This window comes from Pseudomonas sp. S2_H10 (assembly GCF_054668285.1).
This window is the reverse complement of the sequence record NZ_CP162754.1, coordinates 4,925,748-4,947,012: the sequence shown is the minus strand read 5'-3', so window position 1 is coordinate 4,947,012 and position 21,265 is coordinate 4,925,748. Positions and strand designations below refer to the sequence as shown.

Here is a 21,265-nt window from a genome sequence, read left to right as displayed (position 1 = left end):
TCCCTGTAGCCGCCCGCAGCAAGCCGGCTCCTACGAACAGCCCCGCCATTCGGTTTTCCGAACGCGACCTGCGGGTCGGTTCGGTTAACCGGACCGCAGGGCTTCAATATTCGCGCCAAAAATATTTTATTTCCTTATAAATCAATATCTTGATGTATCAGCACTGGTCTGGCACGAGTCATGCTCTACACTTCTTCGACGAATGTCCTTTGCGCGTACTCATCATCGCGCTCAGGTGTTTTGCAGCACAAAAGGGCCGATGAACTGGCTCCATAAAAAAAACAAAGTCGAGGAAAATTTGATGCGCATCGTTCCCCATATCCTGGGCGCAGCCATTGCTGCCGCTCTGATCAGCACTCCGGTTTTCGCCGCCGAACTCACCGGCACCCTGAAGAAGATCAAAGAGTCCGGCACCATCACCCTGGGCCATCGCGACGCTTCCATTCCGTTTTCCTACATTGCGGACGCTACCGGCAAACCGGTCGGCTACTCCCACGACATCCAGTTGAAAGTCGTCGAAGCGCTGAAAAAAGACCTCGACTTGCCGAACCTCCAGGTCAAGTACAACCTGGTGACTTCGCAAACCCGTATCCCGCTGGTGCAGAACGGCACCGTGGACCTCGAGTGCGGCTCCACCACCAACAACGTCGAGCGTCAGCAGCAAGTCGACTTCTCCGTCGGCATCTTCGAAATCGGTACCCGCCTGCTGTCCAAGGCAGACTCCAAGTACAAGGATTTCCCTGACCTGGCCGGCAAGAACGTCGTGACCACCGCCGGCACCACGTCCGAGCGTCTGCTCAAGGCAATGAACGCCGACAAGCAGATGGGCATGAACGTCATCTCCGCCAAAGACCACGGCGAGTCCTTCCAGATGCTGGAAACCGGCCGCGCAGTGGCCTTCATGATGGACGACGCCCTGCTGGCCGGTGAAGCGGCCAAGGCCAAGAAGGCCAGCGACTGGGCCGTGACCGGCACTCCACAGTCCTACGAAATCTACGGCTGCATGGTGCGCAAAGGCGACGAGCCGTTCAAAAAGGCTGTGGATGACGCCATCAAGGCCACCTACGCATCGGGCGAGATCAACAAGATCTACGAAAAATGGTTCATGCAGCCAATCCCGCCAAAAGGCCTGAACCTGAACTTCCCGATGAGCGACGAACTCAAGGCCCTGATCGCCAATCCGACCGACAAAGCGGCTGACGACAAGAAGTCCTGATTTCTGACTAACCTTATCTCCTGAAAGGGCCCTCGCCCTTTCAGGAGGTGGTCACTTCCTGCTGGCATTTTTTGGAAACACTCGGACCGGTGGCTGTCGAGCCGATCGCGTGTGCCTGACTCTCCAGTCGGGCGGGAACGGAGCTTCCCCCAAGCGGGCACTTGTACATCGATCGAACTGAGGGGAGACCCTAATGAATTACAACTGGGACTGGGGCGTGTTCTTCAAGTCCACCGGCGTGGGCAGCGAGACCTATCTCGACTGGTACGTGACCGGTCTGGGCTGGACCATCGCCATCGCCATCGCGGCCTGGATCATCGCCCTGACACTGGGCTCGATCCTGGGCGTCATGCGTACCGTGCCGAACCGCATCGTATCGGGCATCGCCACCTGCTACGTCGAACTCTTCCGTAACGTGCCGCTGCTGGTTCAGCTGTTCATCTGGTACTTCCTGGTACCCGACCTGCTGCCGGCGGACCTGCAAGAGTGGTACAAGCAGGACCTGAACCCGACCACCTCGGCGTTCCTCAGCGTCGTCGTGTGCCTGGGCCTGTTCACCACCGCCCGCGTTTGCGAACAGGTACGCACCGGTATCCAGGCCCTGCCAAAAGGCCAGGAATCCGCGGCCCGCGCCATGGGTTTCAAGCTGCCGCAGATCTACTGGAACGTGCTGCTGCCCCAAGCCTACCGGATCATCATTCCGCCGCTTACCTCGGAATTCTTGAACGTGTTCAAGAATACTTCCGTGGCCTCGCTGATCGGCTTGATGGAATTGCTCGCGCAGACCAAACAAACCGCCGAGTTCTCCGCCAACCTGTTCGAAGCCTTTACCCTGGCCACGCTGATCTACTTCACCCTGAACATGAGCCTGATGTTGCTGATGCGCCTGGTCGAGAAGAAAGTCGCCGTACCGGGCCTGATCTCCGTAGGGGGTAAATGATGGAATTCGACTTCTCGGGCATCATCCCGTCCCTGCCAGGCCTGTGGAACGGCATGGTCATGACCCTCAAGCTGATGGCCATGGGCGTGGTCGGCGGGATCATTCTCGGCACCCTCCTGGCGCTGTGCCGTCTGTCGCACAACAAACTGCTATCGAACCTGGCCGGCGCCTACGTCAACTACTTCCGTTCGATCCCGCTGCTGCTGGTGATCACCTGGTTCTACCTGGCGGTGCCGTTCGTGCTGCGCTGGATCACCGGCGAAGACACCCCGATCGGCGCGTTCGCCTCGTGCATCGTGGCCTTCATGATGTTCGAAGCGGCGTACTTCTGCGAAATCGTCCGCGCCGGTGTGCAGTCGATTCCAAAAGGTCAAATGGGCGCCGCCCAGGCCCTTGGCATGAGCTACGGCCAGATGATGCGCCTGATCATCCTGCCGCAAGCGTTCCGCAAGATGACACCGCTGCTGCTGCAGCAGAGCATCATCCTGTTTCAGGACACCTCGCTGGTCTACGCCGTCGGCCTGGTGGACTTCCTCAATGCTTCGCGCGCCAGTGGCGACATCATTGGCCGCTCCAATGAGTTCCTGATTTTCGCGGGTCTCGTGTACTTCATCATCAGCTTTGCCGCCTCGCAGCTGGTCAAGCGTCTGCAAAAAAGGTTCGCCGTATGATCTCTATCAAAAGCATCAACAAGTGGTATGGGGACTTCCAGGTACTGACTGATTGCAGCACCGAGGTCAAAAAAGGCGAAGTGATCGTGGTGTGCGGGCCATCCGGTTCCGGCAAATCGACCCTGATCAAGTGCGTCAACGCGCTGGAACCGTTCCAGAAAGGCGACATCGTGGTCGACGGCACCTCCATCGCCGACCCGAAGACCAACCTGCCGAAACTGCGTTCGCGCGTGGGCATGGTGTTCCAGCACTTCGAGCTGTTCCCGCACCTGACCATCACCGAAAACCTGACCATCGCGCAGATCAAGGTGTTGGGTCGCAGCAAGGAAGAGGCGACCAAGAAAGGCCTGCAACTGCTCGAGCGTGTAGGCCTGTCGGCTCATGCGCACAAGCACCCGGGCCAACTGTCCGGTGGTCAGCAGCAGCGTGTGGCGATTGCCCGTGCGCTGGCGATGGACCCGATCGTCATGCTGTTCGATGAACCGACCTCGGCGCTCGACCCGGAAATGGTCAACGAAGTGCTCGACGTGATGGTGCAACTGGCCCACGAAGGCATGACCATGATGTGCGTAACCCACGAAATGGGCTTCGCCCGTAAAGTGGCCGACCGTGTGATCTTCATGGACCAGGGCAAGATCATCGAAGACTGCAAGAAAGAAGAGTTCTTCGGCGACATCAGCCACCGTGCCGAGCGTACACAGCACTTCCTCAACAAGATTCTGCAGCACTAAGAGCTCGAAGCCTCACCAATCCCCTGTGGGAGCGAGCTTGCTCGCGATAGCGGACTGACATTCAACATCAATGTTGACTGTGATGAAGTCATCGCGAGCAAGCTCGCTCCCACAGGGGGCGGCGGTGGCTTGCAGATTTGTGTTGTGGTTGACCCAAGGCATCTGTGATGAAATGCGACCCCAATCTTTATCGCGCAACGTCGCCATCACTCGCCGTGAAACCCCGTCTGGTTCGTCATTTGTTCCTGCCGCCGCTGATCATCGCCATGATGATCGGCCTGGGTTATATCGGCTTCTGGATCAGTGAGCACTACGGCATCCGCAGCCTCGGCGAGAACGGCCAGCGCCAGCTGGAACTGCACGCCCGCGCCGTCGAAAGCGAAATCAGCAAATACACCTACCTGCCCAGCCTGCTGGAACTCGAAACCAGTGTTTCGCAGCTGCTGGCCGACCCGACCCCGGAACACCGGCAAGCGGTCAACGATTACCTCGAAGGCCTGAACCGGCGCAGCCGCAGTCGGGCCATCTACGTGATGGACACCACCGGCCGCGTCATGGCCACCAGCAACTGGCGCGATGTCGACAGTTACCTGGGTGAAGACCTGTCCTTCCGCGCCTATTTCCAGAACGCCGTGCGCGGTCAGCCCGGGCGTTTCTATGGCATCGGCAGCACCAACGGCGAACCCGGTTACTACCTGGCCCATGGCCTGGAAGAACACGGCAAAATCATCGGCGTGGCGGTGGTCAAGGTCCGCCTCGAAGCCATGGAAGAACGCTGGCAACGGGCACGCCTGGAAGCCTTCGTCAGCGACGAGAACGGCATCATCATTCTGTCCAGCGATCCGGCCCGGCGTTTGAAATCGGTGCTGCCGCTGAGCGAAGAAACCAAGGAAAAACTCGCCCGCAGCCTGCAGTACTACTGGTTTCCGCTCAACGAACTGCAACCGCTGGCCCGGGAAACCCTGTCCGAAGGCGTGGAAAAACTCACCTTCCCGGCCAACAGCGATCTGGTGGCCGACGATGAAAACATCAGCTACCTGTCGCAAACCCGGCCCTTGAGCGATACGCCGTGGAATTTCACCCTGCTCACGCCGCTCCAGGACTTGCGCCGCGAAGCGATCAACCAGGGGATTCTGGTGGCGGTGGCCTTTGCCCTCTGCGCTTTTCTGCTGATCGCCTGGAACGAGCGGCGCAAGGTGATCGCCACCCGTCTCGCGGCCCGGGAAGCCTTGCAGGAAGCCAACAATCAGCTGGAGCGTCGGATTACCGAACGCACCACCGACCTGCGCGCCAGCAACGAACGGCTCAAGGGCCAGATCCGCGAACGCCGGCACGCCGAAGAGACCTTGCGCCGTGCCCAGGATGAACTGGTACAGGCCGGAAAACTCGCGGCCATCGGCCAGATGTCCACCAGCATCGCCCACGAACTGAACCAGCCGCTGGCGGCGCTGCGCACCTTGTCCGGCAATACCGTGCGCTTCCTCGAACGCGGCCAGCTCGACGTCGCCAGCACCAACCTCAAGACCATCAACGAACTGATCGACCGCATGGGCCGGATCACCGCCAGCCTGCGCTCGTTCGCCCGGCGCGGTGACGACAAGGGCCAGGCCTGCCTCGGCAAAGGCGTGGACGCGGCGTTGCAGTTGCTCGATGGACGAATGAAAAACACGCAGCTGCACCGCCATTTCGACGCTGTGCAGGTGCAGATCGACCAGACCCGCCTGGAGCAGATCCTGGTCAACCTGATCGGCAACGCCCTCGACGCCATGCAAGCGCAGCCGCTACCCGAACTGTGGCTCGAAGGCGAAGCGTTCGATGGCAAATACCGCCTGCGGGTGCGCGACAATGGCCACGGCATCGACGCCGAAGCCCGCAAGCACCTGTTCGAACCCTTCTTCACCACCAAACCCGGCGAACAGGGCCTGGGCCTTGGCCTGACCCTTTCCGCCAGCCTGGCCGCCGCCACCGGCGGTCACCTGGGTGTCGAGCACCCGGCCAGCGGTGGTACCGCATTCGTCCTCAGTTTACCGTTGGTAAGCCCCACTCCCGCCGAGCCAATATGAACAACGACCTTAGTGTACTGATCGTCGAAGACGACCCCCATGTGCTGCTCGGCTGCCAACAGGCGCTGACCCTGGAAGACATTCCCTGCATTGGCGTGGGCAGCGCCGAAGAAGCCCTGGAGCGGGTCGGCGACGACTTCGCCGGCATCGTCGTCAGCGACATTCGCCTGCCGGGCATCGATGGCCTGGAATTGCTGACCCGCCTCAAGGCCCGCGACCGCAGCCTGCCGGTGGTGCTGATCACCGGGCACGGCGACATCTCCATGGCCGTCGGCGCGATGCAGAAAGGCGCCTACGACTTCATGGAAAAACCTTTCTCCCCGGAACGTTTGGTGGACGTGGCCCGCCGCGCGCTGGAACAACGCAGCCTGGCGCGGGAGGTGTCGTCGCTGCGCCGGCAACTGGCCGAGCGCGACTCCCTTGAAGGGCGGATCATCGGCCGCTCGCCAGCCATGCAAAACCTGCGGGAACTGATCGCCAACGTCGCCGACACCTCGGCCAACGTGTTGATCGAAGGTGAGACCGGCACCGGCAAGGAACTGGTTGCGCGCTGCCTGCATGATTTCAGTCGCCGCCACACCAAGCAGTTCGTCGCCCTGAATTGCGGCGGTCTGCCGGAAAACCTCTTCGAAAGCGAAATCTTCGGCCACGAGGCCAACGCCTTTACGGGTGCGGGCAAACGCCGGATCGGCAAGATCGAACACGCCGACGGCGGCACGCTGTTCCTCGACGAAGTGGAAAGCATGCCCCTGCCCTTGCAGATCAAACTGCTGCGGGTATTGCAGGAACGCACCCTCGAACGCCTCGGTTCGAACCAGAGCGTGGCGGTGGATTGCCGCGTCATCGCGGCGACCAAATCCGACCTCGTCGAGTCGAGCAAGGCCGGCGAATTCCGCAGCGACCTGTACTACCGCCTCAACGTGGTGACGCTGGAACTGCCACCCCTGCGCGAGCGCCGCGAAGACATCCTGCAACTGTTCGAACACTTCTTGCAGCAGTCATCCCTGCGCTTCGACCGCATCGCGCCGGAGCTGGACAACCAGACCGTATCGAACCTGATGAGCCACGACTGGCCGGGCAACGTGCGTGAACTGCGCAACGTCGCCGAGCGCTTTGCCCTCGGCCTGCCTGCGTTCAAGAAAACCGGTGCCGGCAGCAGCAACCAGGGCCTGGCCTTTGCCGAAGCGGTGGAAGCGTTCGAGCGCAACCTGCTCAGCGATGCCTTGCTACGCAGCGGCGGCAACCTGACCCAGGCCAGCCAGGAACTGGGCATGGCCAAGACCACGTTGTTCGACAAAGTGAAAAAGTACGGCCTGAGCCATTAACAGGTGACCGGGGGTCAGAGGAGATTGTGATCAGCCACAGGCTCGATCTGCGCCCAGTGCGAAGTGTCCTCACGGTGCTCGCGCAAGTACGGCAATACCGCCGCCAGCAACGGCGCCTTGAACGCCTCCTGGAAGCGATGGGCCAGGCCCGGAATCAGGATCAACTGACTGCCGCGCAGATGCGCCGCCAGATGCACACCGTGCATCACCGGCAGCAGCGGGTCGGCCGTGCCATGCACCACCAGCGCCGGCACCCGCAACTGATTGAGCAGCGCCACCCGACTCGGCTCGGCGAGAATGGCCATGATCTGGCGCTTCACGCCTTCGGGATTGAACGCCCGGTCATAGGACTGCGCCGCCTGGTGCAGCAGCGCCTGGCGATCGTCGGTGACCATCGGACTGCCCAGCGCCGCCAGCAGGTCGGCCTGTTGTTCCAGGGCCACCTCGCGGTTCGGTGCACCACGCCGCGCCAGTAGTTGCACCAGCGCCGCACTCGGCGCCGGCAAGCCTTCGGCGCCGGAGCTGGTCATGATCAGGGTCAGGCTCTCGACCCGCTGCGGTGCCATGGCCGCCATGTGCTGGGCGATCATCCCGCCCATGCTGGCGCCCAGCACGTGGAATTGATCGATGTGCAAGGCGTCCATCAGGCCCAGGCCATCGTCAGCCATGTCGGTCAGCGAGTATGGCGCCGACACCGGCAAGCCGAGTTTGTAGCGCAGCACTTCGAAGGTCAGGTTGGCTTCGGCCGGAGCTTGCCGCCAGGTCGACAGGCCGACATCGCGATTGTCATAGCGGATCACCCGGAAACCCTGCTGGCACAGAGCGACCACCACCTCGTCCGGCCAGTGAATCAACTGCCCGCCCAGGCCCATCACCAGCAGCAAGGCCGGGTCCGACGCACGACCGATGCTCTGGTACGCCAAGCTTACCTGGGCCAGATCCACCCGTTCGGTCGGAACATTGACATCACAACGCGAAGCCGCCAGGGAAGGCAGGCCGAACAACAGCGCGGCCAGAAATACGATTCGTGAAAAGAATGCAGCACCCATGAAAAAACACCAAAACGCAGAACCCCAGTAGAGCGCGAGTCTGATGAAGTTTGTTCAAGCGCGCTGCCACAGTTCCATGACAGTTTGATGAAGAGTGCCGAGCGGTCATCCCGCCCTCACAATAACTATGTACCACCCGACCTCCAGTCGACCGCGGCCTAATGCCCGTACCGCCGGCCCAGCCCGGCTCTCTGGAGACTCATCGTCATGGTTGACGAAACCACCCCCCTTGCGGCCGATTTCGGCCTCACCTTCCCTTTGCCCGTGAACCCGGATCAAGGCCTGAGCCTGAGCGCCTCGGCGCGCTGGGAAGAATGCCGCGAACAGTGGCTCACCCTGATGGCGCAGAGCCCGCAAGCCTCTCTCGATAGCGATTGGTGGAGCGCACGCGCGCTGGGCACCGATCGTTCGCGCCGGGCACAAGCCATCCGCCTGTACCGCCAGCATTTCGAGACGTCGAGCCAATGGGCCTTCGCCCAGGGAATTCTCGATGCCAGGCAGATCGGAACGTTACTGGCCATCATCGACCCGGAACAGGCGACCCCGGACGAACAACACCCTGTTTATGTCGAACAGCTGATTCTCAAGAATGACAAAGATCTCTCAAACCTGCTGTCTGGGGCGCTGGTCATCACCCAGGATACCGATCAGCCGGTCGCTCAACTGTTGTATCTGCCTTCGCATTCATCCGCCTGGATGACATTCAAATCCCGCAATGAACTGGAACGCTGGTTGATCGATCAGCCCCAGCTGTCTGCGGCCCCGGCCAAGTTCGAGTACACCCTCCTCGACAAGACGGTGCTGCACACCAGCGCAGAAAGCCTGTTATCCCGCTTGTCCGTGGCCCCCGTCGACCGGCCCGGCAATGCTGCTGCACTGGCCGCGCCCCCCGAGCTGCCCGGCAATGCTGCTGCACTGGCCGCGCCCCCCGAGCTGCCCGGCAATGCTGCTGCACTGGCCGCGCCCCCCGAGCTGCCGCTGGTGGAGGTAAATGACACCGCAGCCCTGTTCGGCCAGCTAAGCCCCGATATCCCTTTGGGTGTGCGTCACCGTGCACTGGCACAACAACGGGCGGCACTGGAGGCGTTGCTCGGTGATGATTTCAGCGGTGCCGCCGACGATCCCCGCCTACAACGCCTGCACCAGCAACTCGACGCCCTCAGCGCTGCTGAGCAGGCCAGCAACACTGCCGCGACGGCGCTGCTGGACATAGCCGATGCACTCAAATGGCTGGAGCTGCGCCACCAGCCAGGCCCGCATTACACCGCCCTGCACCAGGCACGCCAGGACGGCTTGCGCGCCGAAGCCGAATTGCAATTGAGCCTGAATCAGATCAACAGTGAAGAACACCAGTGGCTCATCAGCGTGCTGGATGCCCCCGATCAGCCCCGGGCAGCCGACCTGGTGGTCGCGCGACTGGAACTGTCGGCAACGGACACCGAAGGCGACACCCGCCGCACGCAAACCGAGGAACTGGACGGCGTTCTGCTGTTTGCCAAACCTTCGGCGTTGCTGGCGCATTCGACCGACAGCCTGTTGCTCTACTGGCCCGGACGCTTCGGTGGACTGCAACGCTTTGCCTCCAGGCAGCAGCTGGAACAGTCACTGTTCAAACGCCCGGCCAATGACCCTGCCCTGGCACTGCACGTCTTGCCGCTCAATGGCCCGCCGTTTGAATACGCCTTGCAGACCCAGCTTCACAGCTGTGAACAACAGGCGGCCCGGATCATCGCGGCCAATCCTGTGCCGTCGCGTGCCAGCGAACGTGCGGCCGAACTGGAAAAACTGCGCGAACAGACCCTCGCCCGCATGACCGTGCCCCATTCGGCCGCCCGGGATTTGGTGTACGCACACATCGTCGAACAAACCCGCAGCAGTGCGCTGGCCGCTCAATTGCCATCATGGCATCGCGAACTGTCCAGCGTGCAGCGTGAGCGCCTCAAGACGCTGTTCAAGTCCTGTATCGCCGCGATGCGACGCTCTCACCAGTGGTTCGAACGCGAGCTGCCGCCCCGGGAAGCCTTCGCCATCAAGGCTATCGACGCCCGGCTGCGCCAGGACTTCAACCTCAGCCAGCAGGTGGAGGTGCTGCTCGACGTTCCGGATTCAACCATCTGGCGCAAAGTCGTGATGGAAGGCGCCGCACCCGGCACCCCTCAACAAAACGTGCTGATCGCCAGCGAACAGCGCAGCAAACTGTCCCTCGGCGAGCTGGCGCTCAGCAACATCGATCAGGAAATGTGGTGGCGACTGTCGTTCATGAAGGTTGAGGTCAGCGGTGCCGACGCCGCACAACAGCAGAAACTGAAAAGCACCATAAATGCGTCCTGGCTGCGCAAGCTGGTCACCGAGCTGGATCTGGCCGGGAAGTATGAAACGCTGATCCGCGAGACCTTCCTCGGCCCCTCGACGGCCTCGGCGTTCAGTCATGAATATCGGCACGAATGCCTGAGCGAACCCTGGCGCCTGATGCTTCGCCTGCAAGGCGAGTTCGCCGTGCTGGCAAAGGACATCGATGCCAACGGCCAGCGCGTGCTGGAAATCGCCATCGACGCCACCAGCCGTGAAGCCTTTGCCAGCGACGGCAAGCGCATCGAATTGTTGCCGGCACACCTGACGGTGGGCGGCAAGGACACCCACGCCCAGGGACCGAGCACGTTGTCCGGCGTCACCTTTATCGTCGAGCACATCAGCGGCCTGACCCTGCTGTATCTGCCCGACAGTCCCGACGGCGTTTTTCTGCGCCAGTTCGACAGCCTCGAGCAGGCACGGATGCGCCTGTTCAACGACTGCCTGCGCGACCCGATGGTCAACTACCTGGCCGGCCGTGCCTTGAAGGGGGATTTCGCCCACCACGTCAGCCGGATCAATCAGGCCCGGGTGAAAAATTTCGACGGTTTGATCGGCGTCGGTACACCCTGGCCAGCCAGCACCTCCCTGGCAGCGCATTTGCTGAATGCGCACATGGGCCGTTTGCTGGAAGCCCATCGGGCAACTTCGCGCTCCAATGATGCGTTGTACCTGGAACAGGTCGCCTTGAAGTCCGGCGCCATGTTCAATTACCTGAAAATGGCCGTGGGCATGTTGCCCTTCATCGGTACGGCCATCGCCCTGTACGACGCCTGGCACAGCGCCAACCTGGCGGTGGCAGCCTTTCTGCGCGGTGATGTCGGCCATGGCCTGGCCGAGGTGGAAGCGGTGCTGTTGTCGCTGATCGACGCCGCCATGGACATTGCCTCCGGTACCACTGCCACCCCGGCTGCCGCCCGCGTCGCCACGCGCAATCGTCAGTGGCGGGCACTGGGCAAAAGCCCGCGGGCCTTGCAGGTATCGACGCCACGCCAGGCGCGACTGTCCCTGGAACGCTTCAGGGGTTATGAATATGAAAAGCCGATTTCCCTCGCAGGCCTGCAACCGGGCACCGAAGGCATTTATCGCAACGTGTATCGCCACGCCGACGGCGATTTCATGCTCAGTCAGGGCCGTATCTACCGCATCGAACTGGCGGACAATCCACCGCGCTGGCGCTTGAGCGGCACCGCTACGCGGACCTACAAACAGCCGATCGCCCTCGATGAGGCCGGCCAGTGGAACACTCACTACAGGGTGTACGGCACCGTGATCGAAGGCGGTGGCGTGGGCGGCGGTGCCGTGCTCGGGCACATGGCCGACGGGCTCGACCCGCTCTGGCCTGCCGCCATTCGCCGCTGGCTGCCGCGCTGGTGGACGGACCGCGCCTTGCGTCGACAATTGACCCTGACCCATACCGCCGACGCCTACACCCGACAACTCGATACCCTGACCCGCAGCAGCAGCAACACGCTGGAGCACTACTTTGGCCTCAAACTCGACCAGCGCCCGGCCTTTCGCGCCCGTGCCGATGCTGCCTGCGCAAGCGATATCGACATCGCCCAGGCTCACTACCTGAATCTCGATGAACTGATGCTGTACAGCCATGGCCGCAAACGCGCGCAAATCGAAGACATTCAAAGCCGCTGCGCCTGGGTCATCGTCGACCGCTCGGTGCGACGGATCGGTCTGCTCAAGGAACGGCTGCTGGAGCACCTCGACCGTATCGAACAACTGGTCAACCGCTCGGACGCTACGCCGGGCACCGATACCACTACTCATTTGCAACTCATGGCGCAACGCAAGGAGGCCCGCAAAGACTTTCTCAATGACTTCGATCAAGTCTATGTGACAGTAGAGGAAGCCAATCGCTGGAACCGCCGGATCACTAACCGGGCGCAAAAATCGAAGATGGCACACGACATGGCGATCGTGAATGAGAAATTCAGCGACGCCAATCACTTCTATCTGAAAACCGCGCACACCCTCGAAATCATCACCCACTATGACGCAGTGACCGACCTGTCCTGGACGTACTTCCACTTGCAGTTGAAAACGGCCCGCAACAAGCTCGGGCGCGCGTTGCTGACCCAACACCAGCTACCCCACGTGAGCGCAAGCGTCAGTCAGCGCAACAAAGTTCTCGAAGACTGCCTGACCATTTATGCCGAGTTCCGTCGCCAGTTGGGCGCCTGGACACTCGGCTATCCACAGCACCTGGACCTGGAGCACGTCACGGTGTTCCTGGACAACCTGGACAAGGTTGAAGACTTTGCACGCCAAGCCATCAAGACGCGCCCTTCGGTGGTGCCCAAGGAAGGCCGGCCCGGACAGCAATTGTTCGAGACCGAAGACAACCAGTTGCTGATCGGTATCGCCAGCACCGACGCCGTCACCCGGCAAAAGCGCTTCACCGTCGAAGGGGTCGGTGGCCACACGGAAACCTGGCTGCCTCGCTCCAATGGCAAATATCACCTCAGCGAGCCGACGGGTTCCGTGCAGCCGGAACTGCCGACGGATGTCGGGCCATTGCTGGCAGAAGCCAGGAAAAGGCTGGAGGCGGCAAACGCCTACACCCGCAAAGTCGAAGGTTATGCGCGGCAAAACATGCTGCCGGTCGACCTCGAGCACATGATGAGCAGCGAGGCCTCGGAGTTGACCATGCGCGCCAAGGCCATCGAACGCTTGTTCCCCACCGATGCCGTAGCGCTACAACTGCGCAATCGCGCGAAGGAGATGCTGCGCACCGGGCGCACCCTGCGCATCGAACAAAGCCTGAACAGCAAAACCCCGAGCGAAGGTTATCTGGACTATCTGCTTGAACAGCAGGTGGTGGACATTCGCAAGGAAGGAAGCCTGCGCGATCTGGGCAAACGCGCCGACGGACGACGGGATTTCCTTCAGGAGTACGAGGTGCGCGACCTGCGCAGCGAACCGGCGCAAACCCTGTGGTACGCCCACTTTCACTACACCTCGGTCAAACCGCAATTCAGCGACTTCGTCAAAGGCCATCTGAAATTGCCGTCACAACGCAACCTCGGCCTGCAATGGCAGAAGGACGTGGCCGCCGGTGGCGGTACGGTCAAGGCGATCTGGCGCGGTGACATTGGCAAACCGCTGGGCAACAAACACTTTTCCACGCTGTAAAGCAGCAACGGCGGAGCACGCAACGTGCTCCGCCGTGCTGATGGTCGACAGCGGCAGCAACATGAGACAAACTCAACCTTTTCGACTTGTCGATAAGTTTTCCTCATGGAGCCCCCGGTGCTTGAAATCCGTCACCTCAAGACCCTGCACGCCTTGCGCGAAGCCGACAGCCTGGTGGATGCGGCCGACCGCCTGCACCTGACCCAATCGGCCCTTTCCCATCAGTTCAAGGAGCTGGAGGAGCGCATGGGCATGCCACTGTTCGTGCGCAAGACCAAACCGGTGCGCTTCACCAGCGCCGGTTTGCGCCTGCTGCAACTGGCCGACGCCACCTTGCCGCTGTTGCGCGCCGCCGAGCGCGACATCAGTCGCCTGGCCGGTGGCACCGCCGGGCGCTTGCACATGGCCATCGAATGCCACAGCTGCTTCCAGTGGCTGATGCCGACCATCGACCAGTTCCGCGATGCCTGGCCGGAAGTCGAACTGGACCTGGCCTCGGGCTTCTCCTTCGCCCCTCTGCCGGCCCTGGCCCGTGGTGATCTGGACCTGGTGGTGACCTCCGATCCGTTGGACCTGGCCGGGATCACCTATGTACCGTTGTTCACCTATGAAGCGATGCTCGCGGTGGCCAACCAGCACCGCCTGGCCAGCAAGGCCTATATCGTCCCTGAAGACCTGCTCCCGGAAACCCTGATCACCTACCCGGTGGAGCGAGACCGGCTGGACATCTTCACCCGCTTCCTCGAACCCGCCGACATCGAACCGGCCCAGGTCCGCACCTCGGAACTGACGGTGATGATGATGCAACTGGTGGCCAGCGGTCGCGGCGTGTGCGGCATGCCCCACTGGGCCCTGCATGAATACAGTTCGCGGGGTTATGTGAAAGCCAAGCGGCTGGGTGACAAAGGCTTGTTCGCCACGCTGTACGCGGCGGTGCGCACCGACATGCTCGATGCGCCGTACATGCGTGATTTCTTGCTGACGGCCAAGGACACGTCGTTTTCGACGCTGGATGGGGTTAGCGCAGTTCGTTAAATCGATACAGACCTGTAGGAGCCGGCTTGCTGGCGATGAGGGTGTATCAGGCGACACTATTGTTGAACGGTCCGCCGCCATCGCCAGCAAGCCGGCTCCTACAGGGGGATTGCGCTGGTTTCAGAGTTCGCGCCACATATGGAGCTTGTCGAAGTAATCCTCCCCCACCCGCACCGCCATCGGCTCCAGGCCATACTGGACGAAACCGCAGCGCTGGTAGAGGTTGAACGCGGCAGCGTTGCCGGCGGTGACGGTCAACTGGATCAGGCGCACACCCGCATGGTCCTTCGCCTCGACCAATGCGGCCTGAACCAGTTTATAGCCGAGCCCGCGCTGACGGACCCTGGCGGTCACGTACATGCCAAACAGCGTCACCTTGTGCCGGGCTTTTTCCCTGGGCTCGAACGCGAGGCCGACAATGCCGGCCAACCGGCCTTCCTCGAATGCCCCGAGCACCACGTCCAGCTTGCCGGTCAGGCGCGATTCCCACCAGCCCAGCGGCATCGCCGCCCGCTCGCGCACGCTTGAAGTGAAGGCCTGCGGGTGCAGATCGTAGGCCTCAAGCATCAGTGCCTGATAGTCCAGGGCATGGCTGGCATCCAGTCGCTCGATCCACATGTTCAGGCCATCCGTTTTTGCTCAAGCATCAGCCGCACCGCCAGGGCCGACAACACGAAGCCCATGAAATAGCGCTGCATCGCCAGCCAGGTCGGATTGTTGACGAACCACGAGGCGATGCCCGCGGCAAACATGGCGATCATCAGGTTGACGCAAAAACTGACGCTGATCTGGGTCAGGCCGAGGATGATGCTCTGGCTGAACACCGAGCCGTGCTCCGGCGTGATGAACTGCGGAAACACCGACAGATAGAACACCGCGATTTTCGGGTTCAGGGCACTGGTCAGAAAGCCCATGGTGATCAGCTTGCGTGACGAGTCCGGGGGTAACTGCTGCGCCTCGAACGGCGAGCGCGCGCCAGGTTTGACCGCCTGCCAGGCCAGCCACAACAGGTACAGCGCACCGGCCCACTTCAACACCTCATAGGCCACCGGCACCGCGAGGAACACTGCCGTCAGACCGGCGGCGGCAGCGAACAGGTGCACGAGAAAACCGGCGACCACCCCAAGCAACGAAATCACCCCGGCCTTGCGCCCCTGGCAGATCGAACGGGAGATCAGGTAGATCATGTTCGGCCCCGGCGTCAGCACCATCAGCAACGCGGCAGCCGCAAAAATCAGCAGGTCTTGAAGCGGGATCATGGGCGAAGTCCTTTGCGGGATGATCAGGCGATAGCAGTCAACGATGCTCGATAAAACGGCAGGATCAGGTCCCGTGTCAATGGCGCCAACGGGACACTGCCGTCGGTGAGCGGGTCAATCCAGATCACTTCTTCGATCTCCGCCGCTGGCGTCACGTCGACATCGATGTGCAGCAAAAAAATCTCGGCGTGTACGACAAAACCCGGCTCGTTGGCCGCCGGCGCCGAAAAATGCCCGAGGTAAACGGCTTGCGCCGGATCGATGTCCAGCCCCAGCTCTTCTTCCAGCTCCCGGGCCAGGGCGTGAACCGGCAACTCACGGGGTTCGATCTTGCCACCCGGCTGCATGAACGCCGTGGTCCCGCGCTTGCGCACCAGCAACGTGCGACCGTCGGGGCCGATCAACAGGGCGGCGGCGATGCGGATGAGCCCGGAATGATTGGGCGAAATATCAGTAGAAGGAGACATCGGTGACCACAGGTCCATGTTGAGGGGCGCACAGAATCCCACGCCTTCAAACCTGGGCCAAGGGCGATCCGGAACTATCTGCCAACCACCCCGGAAATTTCCTACTCGCGACCTTGATAGCGTGTCCTGCCGATTTTCATCGATCGATCACCCCCATCCTGCCGCCACTGGAGCACTCTACATGTCCGACATTTCAACGCTGAAAGATAAAATCAACACCCGAACGTTTCCTCTCTTTCTACTGGGAATATTAACTGGCGGGCTCTACCTGAATGTCTGGATGTACAAAACCTTCACGGCACTTGAAGAGGTCACTCACATCAAGACGATAAGCCCGGCTTTATTTGTCTTCTACCTGATCAGCATCAGTTCTATCGGATATCTCGGCTTGGTACCTCACTACTATGCACTCGACCTTATAGGTGTTCTGCTCATACTATGTTTTCTGTTGTCCATTCTCTGGTGTTTCCGTGTACGAAGGGTGTTAAGGGCATATGCCTTGGCTGAACACAACTTCGAACTGCGCATGAACCTAGTCTATATCGTGCTTTTCACCTTCTATTACGTCAACTACTGCATCAATGCCCTTCCCCGTGACAAGCAAAAACACGAAGAAAAAAAGCGGCTAACAGGACAAGCCACTTACGTTTGAGACAGGTACACCACACCAATCTGTAAGCCGTGTCGTTGTCACGGCCTGCCAATTGGGCAAGTTCGACCTTCATGGGTATTCCTTGTCATAGACCGTGCGGCAGAAAGATTGCCCGACCGGTGTCTGTGCGCCAGTATGCGCAGCAGGCAACCGGGCGGGCATCACGCTGCGGGGAAACACGAAAGGGATAGAGGCATGGCACTCTCGTTGGACGACATCGCCTGGCATCGTTCGGTGGGGCAACTGATCGACGCCCTGGACAAGCCCAATTTCTGGACCCAGCTTGTACGACTGCTGGATCAGTACATGCCCTTCGACAGCTGGGTGGCCCTGCTTTTCAGTGAGGATCAGCGCCCGCAGGTGTTCGCCGAATGCCCCGGCGAGGACGGCAGCCCCGACCCGTTGTTCCAGGATTACCTGCGCGGGCTGTACCTGCTCGACCCCTTCTACATCGCCTGCCGCGAACAATCGCGCAGCGGCCTGTTTCGCCTGTCGGAAGTGGCGCCGGAGCACTTCGAGCTGACGGAGTACTACCAACGCTACTTTCGTCTGAATGTGGTGGCCGACGAAATCCAGTTCAATTGCCAGCTCGAAGGCGACCGTACGCTGTGCCTGTCACTGGGCAGCACCCAGCGCTTCAGCGGCCAGCAGATCGCCCTGTTGTCATTGATCCAGCCGTGGGTGCTAGGCCTGATGCGCCAGCGTCTACCCTATGAAATCAACGAAGTCGTGGCCCAGGTCCCCGCTCCACCGCAAGTCGATTGGCGGGTACGACTGGAGGCTTCGGTGCGCCAGCTCAAAGGCGCGCAGTTGACGGCCCGGGAACTGGATGTCGGGCGTTTGATGCTCAGCGGTTGCTCCAGCAAGGAAATCGCCCGTAAGCTGGAAATCTCTGTCGAAACCGTGAAAGTCCATAAGAAACACATGTACAGCAAGCTGGGGATCAAATCCCAGTCCGAGCTGTTTTCGATTTTTCTGCAGGCACAAAATGCCTGATTGGCCTGTGGAACACTTTGCTTTTATGTGGGAGCGAGCTTGCTCGCGATTGCGATATTTCATTCAACATTGATGTCGACTGAACCGCCGCCATCGCGAGCAAGCTCGCTCCCACAGTGTTTTGTGTTTAGCCAAATTTATTGAGTCCGAACCCAAGGAACCCGTATGAGCCTGTCACTCCTGAGCCGCTACGCCTTCTTTGCCGTCTGCGTGATCTTTACCCTCGCCAGCCTGCCGTTTCTTCAATATGACTGGCTCTGGCCAATCACTGCCGTCACCGCTGTCCTCAGCCTGATCGGCCTGTTCGACTTGCTGCAAAGCCCGCACGCCGTGCGGCGCAACTACCCGATCCTGGGCAACATCCGTTATCTGGTCGAAGGCATCCGCCCGGAAATCCGCCAGTACCTGCTCGAATCCGACAGCGACGCCCTGCCCTTCTCCCGGGCCCAGCGCTCGCTGGTCTACTCCCGGGCCAAGAATGAAAGCGCCGACAAACCCTTCGGCACGCTGATCGACGTGTACCAGTCGGGTTTCGAATTCATCGGCCACTCCATGCGCCCGGCACCCTTGAGCGACCCGAGCGGTTTCCGCGTCACCGTCGGCGGCCCGCAGTGCACCCAGCCGTATTCGGCGTCGGTGTTCAACATCTCGGCCATGAGTTTCGGCTCCCTCAGCGCCAACGCCATCCGCGCGCTGAACCAGGGCGCCAAGCTGGGCAATTTCGCCCATGACACCGGCGAAGGCAGCATCAGCCCCTATCACCGGGAAAACGGCGGCGACCTGACCTGGGAACTCGGCAGCGGCTACTTCGGCTGCCGCACCAGCGACGGCCGCTTCGACCCGGAACGCTTTGCCGCGCAAGCCCGCACGCCACAGGTGCGGATGATCGAAATCAAGATGAGCCAGGGCGCCAAGCCCGGCCACGGCGGCATCCTGCCCAAGCACAAGGTCACCAAAGAAATCGCCGAGACCCGCGGCATCCTGATGGGCGAAGACTGCGTGTCACCGTCGCGCCACAGCGCGTTTTCCACGCCGATCGAAATGATGCATTTCATCGCGCAACTGCGTGAGCTGTCTGGCGGCAAGCCGGTGGGCTTCAAGTTCTGCCTCGGCCATCCGTGGGAGTTCATGGGCATCGCCAAGGCCATGCTGGAGACGGGCATCCTGCCGGACTTCATCGTCGTCGACGGCAAGGAAGGCGGCACTGGCGCGGCGCCCGTGGAGTTCACCGACCACATCGGCGTGCCGATGCGCGAGGGCCTGCTGTTCGTGCACAACACCCTGGTCGGCCTGAACCTGCGGGACAAGATCAAGCTCGGCGCCAGCGGCAAGATCGTCAGCGCCTTCGACATCGCCAGCGTGCTCGCCATCGGCGCCGACTGGGCCAACTCGGCGCGTGGCTTCATGTTCGCCATCGGTTGCATCCAGTCGCAGAGCTGCCACACCAACAAATGCCCGACCGGCGTCGCCACCCAGGACACCCTGCGCCAGCGCGCGCTGGTGGTGCCGGACAAGGCCCAGCGTGTATTCAACTTCCACCGCAACACCCTCAAGGCCCTGGCGGAAATGCTCGCCGCCGCCGGCCTCGAACATCCGTCGCAGTTGTCCGCCAAGCATCTGGTGCGACGCATGTCGGCGACCGAGATCAAGCTGTTCTCGCAGCTGCACGTTTTCCTCAAACCGGGGGAGTTGCTGACCGGCGAAGTGAACGGCGAGTTCTACTCGCGGATGTGGCAGATGGCCCGGGCGGATAGCTTCGAGCCCAATGAGATGGAGGCGGCATAGAAATCAACGTTTCGGCACTGAAGGTCTGAAATGACTTCAGGGCCGACCCTCCAGAATAAACAGCCGTGCCTGGACTTCATCCCCTTGGACAGTGAGCGTTTGCTTCCAGTCCTTGGGGAAGGTCACCACATCCTCCGGCCTGGGATTGCCGGTCACCCACCAGACTCTTTTTGCGGCGGGTTTCAATGCCGAGACGTCGCTGAAAAAAATCCAGTCCAGACGTTGCGGGACAAGACTCCAGCCACCGTAGTCATACGGTCCATTCGGCTCCCCGCCTGGCAGTCGGGAAATGTAGAGCCTGGGCTGGATGCCTGTGGTGTTGTAGTAACTGAATGGCAGATACCAGAACAAACCGTCGATGACAATCTCATCGCCCACCTGCGCCTGACGATTGATGCCCTGCGCCACCCTGTCCAGCCTGGCCAGCTTGCGAACGTCGGTGCCATTCAATCCGTCGTCCTGCGCGTACACCTTCAGCACGCCGTGCACTTGTGCCACGACAAACAGACTCAAACACAGGTAAGCAACAAGCGGCCGCCGCGCCGCCAACCGATCCAGCGCCACCGCAGCCATCAGGGGCAAACCGACGGCGGCGAAGACCAGATACCGGGTGACGAAGACCGGCACGATCCAGGAAACCAAAAACACAGTGATGGCCGGCACAAAAAAATAGCTGATCAGCAAGAGCGTTGAGCGGCGGTCCTGTCGATCATTCAACAGCGCGATCACACAACACGCGATCATCGAAGCAGAGATCGCCATCGCCCACCACAACCCGCTACCGTCCGCAGAAATCATCGCGATGCAACGTGAAACAACGCCCGGCAGCATCTCCCACGTGGTGGGCGCAACCCACTCGAGCCCATTCATGCGCCTTAGCTGATCAGAGAGATGAGGCAACCACGGCACATACAGCACGACAATCGCGACATTGGCCATGAACCACTTTCCAACGGGCAGCGCCACGGGTTTGCCAGCGCCCAACCCCGACCAGTACAGCCAATGCACCAGCACACAGAACGCGGCGAAGTAGTGGGTGTAGAACGCGGCTGACATCAGCAACACGTAGAGGACCGCGTAGCGCCTCGCTTGCGGTTTCCGGTTCCAGCAAACCAGGGCAATCGTGGCCGCCATCAGCCAAAAGCCGAGCAAGGTGTACATACGCACTTCCTGGCTGTAGCGAACCGAGATCGGCAACAACACCAGCATCAGTCCGGCAAAACAGGTCGCTCTGCGCGTAGCGACAAGGCTCATCAGCTTGAGACAAAGCACCAGCGTGCCGACATCCGCCAGCGCACTCAGACCGCGCAAGGAAATCACACTGTTTCCAAACAGCAACGTCCAATAATGAACAATGACGTAATAGAGCGGAGGGTGAACATCACGCGCCGTTGTGGACCAGATCAGTCCTGGCGCACGCTCACTCAGCAGCACGCTAAAGGCCTCGTCATACCAGATGACCGGTATTGAAATGGCGTGGAATCGAACGATCAGCGCCAGCATGACCAGCACGATCAGCCCCGCGCGGTAAAGAGATAGCCTGCCCTGACTCACTCGAACATCCGCCACGCCCTCCATTG

At 61.0% G+C, this 21,265-nt stretch carries 16 protein-coding genes; 11 read left to right on the top strand and 5 right to left on the bottom strand.

Going from position 1 to position 21,265, the window contains the following annotated elements; all coding sequences use genetic code 11:
* Positions 1-301 precede the first annotated feature (301 nt).
* The 6 genes from AB4O16_RS22135 to aauR all read left to right on the top strand — a co-directional run bounded on the left by AB4O16_RS22135 (position 302) and on the right by aauR (position 6,946).
* A complete protein-coding gene (locus AB4O16_RS22135; RefSeq protein WP_160389862.1) occupies positions 302-1,216 on the top strand; it encodes a glutamate/aspartate ABC transporter substrate-binding protein in 915 nt (304 codons plus the stop codon).
* A 193-nt stretch (positions 1,217-1,409) separates the two neighbouring features.
* The gene (locus AB4O16_RS22130; protein WP_160389860.1) at positions 1,410-2,156 is read left to right on the top strand and encodes an amino acid ABC transporter permease; all 747 of its coding nucleotides are present in this window, start codon (positions 1,410-1,412) and stop codon (positions 2,154-2,156) included.
* Positions 2,156-2,827 (top strand): amino acid ABC transporter permease, encoded by a 672-nt coding sequence (locus AB4O16_RS22125; RefSeq protein ID WP_160389910.1) that lies wholly within the window; start codon positions 2,156-2,158, stop codon positions 2,825-2,827. The genes AB4O16_RS22130 and AB4O16_RS22125 overlap by 1 nt, the downstream gene beginning before the upstream one ends.
* Positions 2,824-3,558, top strand: coding sequence for an amino acid ABC transporter ATP-binding protein (locus AB4O16_RS22120; protein ID WP_015093699.1), 735 nt, complete (start codon positions 2,824-2,826; stop codon positions 3,556-3,558). The genes AB4O16_RS22125 and AB4O16_RS22120 overlap by 4 nt, the downstream gene beginning before the upstream one ends.
* A 167-nt stretch (positions 3,559-3,725) precedes the next feature.
* Positions 3,726-5,621: a two-component sensor histidine kinase AauS gene (gene aauS / locus AB4O16_RS22115; RefSeq protein WP_460155814.1), complete on the top strand. Its 1,896-nt coding sequence runs from the start codon at positions 3,726-3,728 to the stop codon at positions 5,619-5,621.
* A complete protein-coding gene (gene aauR / locus AB4O16_RS22110) occupies positions 5,618-6,946 on the top strand; it encodes a two-component response regulator AauR (RefSeq protein WP_160389857.1) in 1,329 nt (442 codons plus the stop codon). Before aauS ends, aauR begins: the two co-directional genes overlap by 4 nt.
* Positions 6,947-6,960: 14 nt before the next feature.
* Here aauR and AB4O16_RS22105 read toward each other — a convergent pair whose 3' ends face one another.
* Positions 6,961-7,995, bottom strand: a complete 1,035-nt coding sequence (locus tag AB4O16_RS22105; RefSeq protein WP_160389856.1) for an alpha/beta fold hydrolase — start codon at positions 7,993-7,995, stop codon at positions 6,961-6,963.
* A 207-nt stretch (positions 7,996-8,202) separates the two neighbouring features.
* Between AB4O16_RS22105 and AB4O16_RS22100 the strand changes: the two genes are divergently transcribed.
* Positions 8,203-13,491: a dermonecrotic toxin domain-containing protein gene (locus AB4O16_RS22100; RefSeq protein WP_460155813.1), complete on the top strand. Its 5,289-nt coding sequence runs from the start codon at positions 8,203-8,205 to the stop codon at positions 13,489-13,491.
* A 117-nt stretch (positions 13,492-13,608) separates the two neighbouring features.
* Positions 13,609-14,526 carry a transcriptional regulator MetR gene (gene metR / locus AB4O16_RS22095; RefSeq protein ID WP_160389854.1) on the top strand — a complete coding sequence of 306 codons (918 nt, stop codon included), beginning with the start codon at positions 13,609-13,611 and terminating at the stop codon, positions 14,524-14,526.
* Positions 14,527-14,646: 120 nt separating this feature from the next.
* Here the strand turns inward: metR and AB4O16_RS22090 are convergent, their stop codons facing one another.
* The 3 genes from AB4O16_RS22090 to AB4O16_RS22080 are packed head-to-tail and all read right to left on the bottom strand — an operon-like array spanning position 14,647 to position 16,252.
* A complete protein-coding gene (locus tag AB4O16_RS22090) occupies positions 14,647-15,144 on the bottom strand; it encodes an N-acetyltransferase family protein (RefSeq protein ID WP_460155812.1) in 498 nt (165 codons plus the stop codon).
* Between the two features lie 2 nt (positions 15,145-15,146).
* Positions 15,147-15,785, bottom strand: coding sequence for a LysE family translocator (locus AB4O16_RS22085; RefSeq protein WP_160389851.1), 639 nt, complete (start codon positions 15,783-15,785; stop codon positions 15,147-15,149).
* Between the two features lie 23 nt (positions 15,786-15,808).
* Positions 15,809-16,252 carry an NUDIX hydrolase gene (locus tag AB4O16_RS22080; protein WP_460155811.1) on the bottom strand — a complete coding sequence of 148 codons (444 nt, stop codon included), beginning with the start codon at positions 16,250-16,252 and terminating at the stop codon, positions 15,809-15,811.
* A gap of 181 nt (positions 16,253-16,433) precedes the next feature.
* On the opposite strand from AB4O16_RS22080, the gene AB4O16_RS22075 reads away from it, so the two are divergent.
* The 3 genes from AB4O16_RS22075 (at position 16,434) to AB4O16_RS22065 (ending at position 19,685) form a co-directional block, all read left to right on the top strand.
* Positions 16,434-16,904 (top strand): hypothetical protein, encoded by a 471-nt coding sequence (locus AB4O16_RS22075; RefSeq protein ID WP_160389848.1) that lies wholly within the window; start codon positions 16,434-16,436, stop codon positions 16,902-16,904.
* A 195-nt stretch (positions 16,905-17,099) separates the two neighbouring features.
* The gene (locus AB4O16_RS22070; protein WP_460155810.1) at positions 17,100-17,900 is read left to right on the top strand and encodes a helix-turn-helix transcriptional regulator; all 801 of its coding nucleotides are present in this window, start codon (positions 17,100-17,102) and stop codon (positions 17,898-17,900) included.
* 165 nt (positions 17,901-18,065) lie between these two features.
* Positions 18,066-19,685 (top strand): FMN-binding glutamate synthase family protein, encoded by a 1,620-nt coding sequence (locus AB4O16_RS22065; RefSeq protein WP_160389846.1) that lies wholly within the window; start codon positions 18,066-18,068, stop codon positions 19,683-19,685.
* 36 nt (positions 19,686-19,721) lie between these two features.
* Here the strand turns inward: AB4O16_RS22065 and AB4O16_RS22060 are convergent, their stop codons facing one another.
* Positions 19,722-21,263: a glycosyltransferase family 39 protein gene (locus AB4O16_RS22060; protein WP_460155809.1), complete on the bottom strand. Its 1,542-nt coding sequence runs from the start codon at positions 21,261-21,263 to the stop codon at positions 19,722-19,724.
* Positions 21,264-21,265 lie beyond the last annotated feature (2 nt).

What these genes read in the sequence shown, in the direction of transcription:
- AB4O16_RS22135 (WP_160389862.1), top strand. Translation starts at nt 302, where the DNA reads ATGCGCATCGTTCCCCATATCCTGGGCGCAGCCATTGCTGCCGCTCTG.
- AB4O16_RS22130 (WP_160389860.1), top strand. Translation starts at nt 1,410, where the DNA reads ATGAATTACAACTGGGACTGGGGCGTGTTCTTCAAGTCCACCGGCGTG.
- AB4O16_RS22125 (WP_160389910.1), top strand. Translation starts at nt 2,156, where the DNA reads ATGGAATTCGACTTCTCGGGCATCATCCCGTCCCTGCCAGGCCTGTGG.
- AB4O16_RS22120 (WP_015093699.1), top strand. Translation starts at nt 2,824, where the DNA reads ATGATCTCTATCAAAAGCATCAACAAGTGGTATGGGGACTTCCAGGTA.
- aauS (WP_460155814.1), top strand. Translation starts at nt 3,726, where the DNA reads ATGAAATGCGACCCCAATCTTTATCGCGCAACGTCGCCATCACTCGCC.
- aauR (WP_160389857.1), top strand. Translation starts at nt 5,618, where the DNA reads ATGAACAACGACCTTAGTGTACTGATCGTCGAAGACGACCCCCATGTG.
- AB4O16_RS22105 (WP_160389856.1), bottom strand. Translation starts at nt 7,995, where the DNA reads ATGGGTGCTGCATTCTTTTCACGAATCGTATTTCTGGCCGCGCTGTTG.
- AB4O16_RS22100 (WP_460155813.1), top strand. Translation starts at nt 8,203, where the DNA reads ATGGTTGACGAAACCACCCCCCTTGCGGCCGATTTCGGCCTCACCTTC.
- AB4O16_RS22090 (WP_460155812.1), bottom strand. Translation starts at nt 15,144, where the DNA reads ATGTGGATCGAGCGACTGGATGCCAGCCATGCCCTGGACTATCAGGCA.
- AB4O16_RS22085 (WP_160389851.1), bottom strand. Translation starts at nt 15,785, where the DNA reads ATGATCCCGCTTCAAGACCTGCTGATTTTTGCGGCTGCCGCGTTGCTG.
- AB4O16_RS22080 (WP_460155811.1), bottom strand. Translation starts at nt 16,252, where the DNA reads ATGTCTCCTTCTACTGATATTTCGCCCAATCATTCCGGGCTCATCCGC.
- AB4O16_RS22075 (WP_160389848.1), top strand. Translation starts at nt 16,434, where the DNA reads ATGTCCGACATTTCAACGCTGAAAGATAAAATCAACACCCGAACGTTT.
- AB4O16_RS22070 (WP_460155810.1), top strand. Translation starts at nt 17,100, where the DNA reads ATGGCACTCTCGTTGGACGACATCGCCTGGCATCGTTCGGTGGGGCAA.
- AB4O16_RS22065 (WP_160389846.1), top strand. Translation starts at nt 18,066, where the DNA reads ATGAGCCTGTCACTCCTGAGCCGCTACGCCTTCTTTGCCGTCTGCGTG.
- AB4O16_RS22060 (WP_460155809.1), bottom strand. Translation starts at nt 21,263, where the DNA reads ATGGAGGGCGTGGCGGATGTTCGAGTGAGTCAGGGCAGGCTATCTCTT.